Source organism: Halomonas sp. AOP27-A1-41, from assembly GCF_052378605.1.
GTDB classification, from domain to species: Bacteria; Pseudomonadota; Gammaproteobacteria; order Pseudomonadales; family Halomonadaceae; genus Vreelandella; species Vreelandella citrativorans.
Genome location: NZ_JBQSXT010000050.1, coordinates 1 through 3,222 on the forward strand (window position 1 = coordinate 1; position 3,222 = coordinate 3,222).

Genomic DNA, 3,222 nt, shown 5'->3' on the forward strand with positions numbered 1-3,222 from the left:
TTTTTTAAAACGTTGATACGTAATTGTTGTGTGATACGTCTCAAGCGTATCCGGCAATCGTTGTCATTGCGAGATACCAGACTCCTTCGGGTTATAGGGTCAAGCAATGAAGCGCACACGGTGGATGCCTAGGCAGCCAGAGGCGATGAAAGACGTGGAAGCCTGCGATAAGGTTCGGCGAGGTGGCAAACAACCTGTGACCCGGACATCTCTGAATGGGGAAACCCACTGACCACAAGGTCAGTATCCTGTACTGAATACATAGGTGCAGGAGGCGAACCAGGGGAACTGAAACATCTAAGTACCCTGAGGAAAAGAAATCAACCGAGATTCCCCCAGTAGCGGCGAGCGAACGGGGACCAGCCCTTAAGCAGGTGACTGATTAGACGAACGAGCTGGGAAGCTCGGCCATAGCGGGTGATAGCCCCGTAGTCGAAAATCTGATCCTGTGAAATCGAGTAGGTCGGGGCACGAGAAACCTTGACTGAAGACGGGGGGACCATCCTCCAAGGCTAAATACTCCTGGCTGACCGATAGTGAACCAGTACCGTGAGGGAAAGGCGAAAAGAACCCCGGAGAGGGGAGTGAAATAGATCCTGAAACCGTGTGCGTACAAGCAGTAGGAGCAGACTTGTTCTGTGACTGCGTACCTTTTGTATAATGGGTCAGCGACTTATATTCAGTGGCGAGGTTAACCGTATAGGGGAGCCGTAGGGAAACCGAGTCTTAACTGGGCGACACAGTCGCTGGATATAGACCCGAAACCGGGCGATCTATCCATGAGCAGGGTGAAGGTTGAGTAACATCAACTGGAGGCCCGAACCAGGATCTGTTGAAAAAGATTTGGATGACTTGTGGATCGGAGTGAAAGGCTAATCAAGCCCGGAGATAGCTGGTTCTCCTCGAAAGCTATTTAGGTAGCGCCTCACGTATCACCGCCGGGGGTAGAGCACTGTTTCGGCTAGGGGGTCATCCCGACTTACCAACCCGAGGCAAACTCCGAATACCGGTGAGTGCAAGCGTGGGAGACACACGGCGGGTGCTAACGTCCGTCGTGAAAAGGGAAACAACCCAGACCGTCAGCTAAGGTCCCCAAATTCTGGTTAAGTGGGAAACGATGTGGGAAGGCTCAGACAGCTAGGAGGTTGGCTTAGAAGCAGCCATCCTTTAAAGAAAGCGTAATAGCTCACTAGTCGAGTCGGCCTGCGCGGAAGATGTAACGGGGCTAAACCAGATACCGAAGCTACGGGTTCATCCTTAGGATGAGCGGTAGAGGAGCGTCGTGTAAGCCGATGAAGGTGAGTTGAGAAGCTTGCTGGAGGTATCACGAGTGCGAATGCTGACATGAGTAACGATAAGGGGAGTGAAAAACTCCCCCGCCGGAAGACCAAGGTTTTCTGTTCGATGCTAATCAGAGCAGAGTGAGTCGGCCCCTAAGGCGAGGCCGAAAGGCGTAGTCGATGGGAAACGGGCTAATATTCCCGTACCGGACATGATTGCGATGGGGGGACGGAGAAGGCTAGGTGGGCCAGGCGTTGGTTGTCCTGGTGAAAGTCAGTAGGCCTGGGTCTCAGGTAAATCCGGGACCCTTCAAAGCCGAGAGACGAGACGAAGACACCACGGTGTCGAAGTCATTGATGCCACGCTTCCAGGAAAAGCCTCTAAGCTTCAGATCATGTGCGACCGTACCCCAAACCGACACAGGTGGTCAGGGTGAGAATCCCAAGGCGCTTGAGAGAACTCGGGTGAAGGAACTAGGCAAAATGGTGCCGTAACTTCGGGAGAAGGCACGCCGGCGTAGGGTGAGAGGACTTGCTCCTTCAGCCCGAACCGGTCGAAGATACCAGGTGGCTGCAACTGTTTATTAAAAACACAGCACTCTGCCAACTCGCAAGAGGACGTATAGGGTGTGACGCCTGCCCGGTGCCGGAAGGTTAAATGATGGTGTTAGGATTCGTCCGAAGCTCTTGATTGAAGCCCCGGTAAACGGCGGCCGTAACTATAACGGTCCTAAGGTAGCGAAATTCCTTGTCGGGTAAGTTCCGACCTGCACGAATGGCGTAATGATGGCCACGCTGTCTCCACCCGAGACTCAGTGAAATTGAAATCGCCGTGAAGATGCGGTGTACCCGCGGCTAGACGGAAAGACCCCGTGAACCTTTACTATAGCTTCACACTGGACGCTGATGTTGCCTGTGTAGGATAGCTGGGAGGCTTTGAACTTCGGACGCCAGTTCGAAGGGAGCCAACCTTGAAATACCAGCCTGGCATCATTGGCGTTCTCACTCAGGTCCGTTATCCGGATCGAGGACAGTGTGTGGTGGGTAGTTTGACTGGGGCGGTCTCCTCCCAAAGAGTAACGGAGGAGCACGAAGGTACCCTCAGCACGGTCGGACATCGTGCAATGAGTGCAAGAGCATAAGGGTGCTTGACTGCGAGACAGACACGTCGAGCAGGTGCGAAAGCAGGTTCTAGTGATCCGGTGGTTCTGTATGGAAGGGCCATCGCTCAACGGATAAAAGGTACTCCGGGGATAACAGGCTGATACCGCCCAAGAGTTCACATCGACGGCGGTGTTTGGCACCTCGATGTCGGCTCATCACATCCTGGGGCTGAAGTCGGTCCCAAGGGTATGGCTGTTCGCCATTTAAAGTGGTACGCGAGCTGGGTTTAGAACGTCGTGAGACAGTTCGGTCCCTATCTGCCGTGGGCGTTGGATGTTTGAGAAGAGCTGCTCCTAGTACGAGAGGACCGGAGTGGACGACCCTCTGGTGTTCCGGTTGTCACGCCAGTGGCATTGCCGGGTAGCTATGGTCGGACGGGATAACCGCTGAAAGCATCTAAGCGGGAAGCCCCCTTCAAGATGAGACATCCCCGAGGCCTTGAGCCTCCTGAAGGGCCCAGCGAGACCAGCTGGTTGATAGGCACGGTGTGGACGCACTGCAAGGTGTTGAGCTAACGTGTACTAATGGCCCGTGAGGCTTGACCCTATAACACCCAAGGGGTCTGGTCGCAGTGACAACGATGAAGATACCGGATACGCGCGCTGGGCGAGCAAACGCCTGGCACGAGAGACGATCACACGACACAGCATGATGTACATTGACAGTTACGCCTGACGACCATAGCGAGCGTGAACCACCTGATCCCTTGCCGAACTCAGTAGTGAAACCGCTTAGCGCCGATGGTAGTGTGGGGTCTCCCCATGCGAGAGTAGGTCAT

General features: G+C 54.4%; 2 rRNA genes. Both read left to right on the forward strand.

The annotated features are described in order from the left end of the window. Nucleotides 1–97 precede the first annotated feature (97 nt). Nucleotides 98–2,990 (forward strand): 23S ribosomal RNA (locus tag ACT3TC_RS17015). Between the two features lie 124 nt (nucleotides 2,991–3,114). After that, nucleotides 3,115–3,222: ribosomal RNA gene (gene rrf, locus ACT3TC_RS17020) — 5S ribosomal RNA — on the forward strand; the annotation flags it as partial.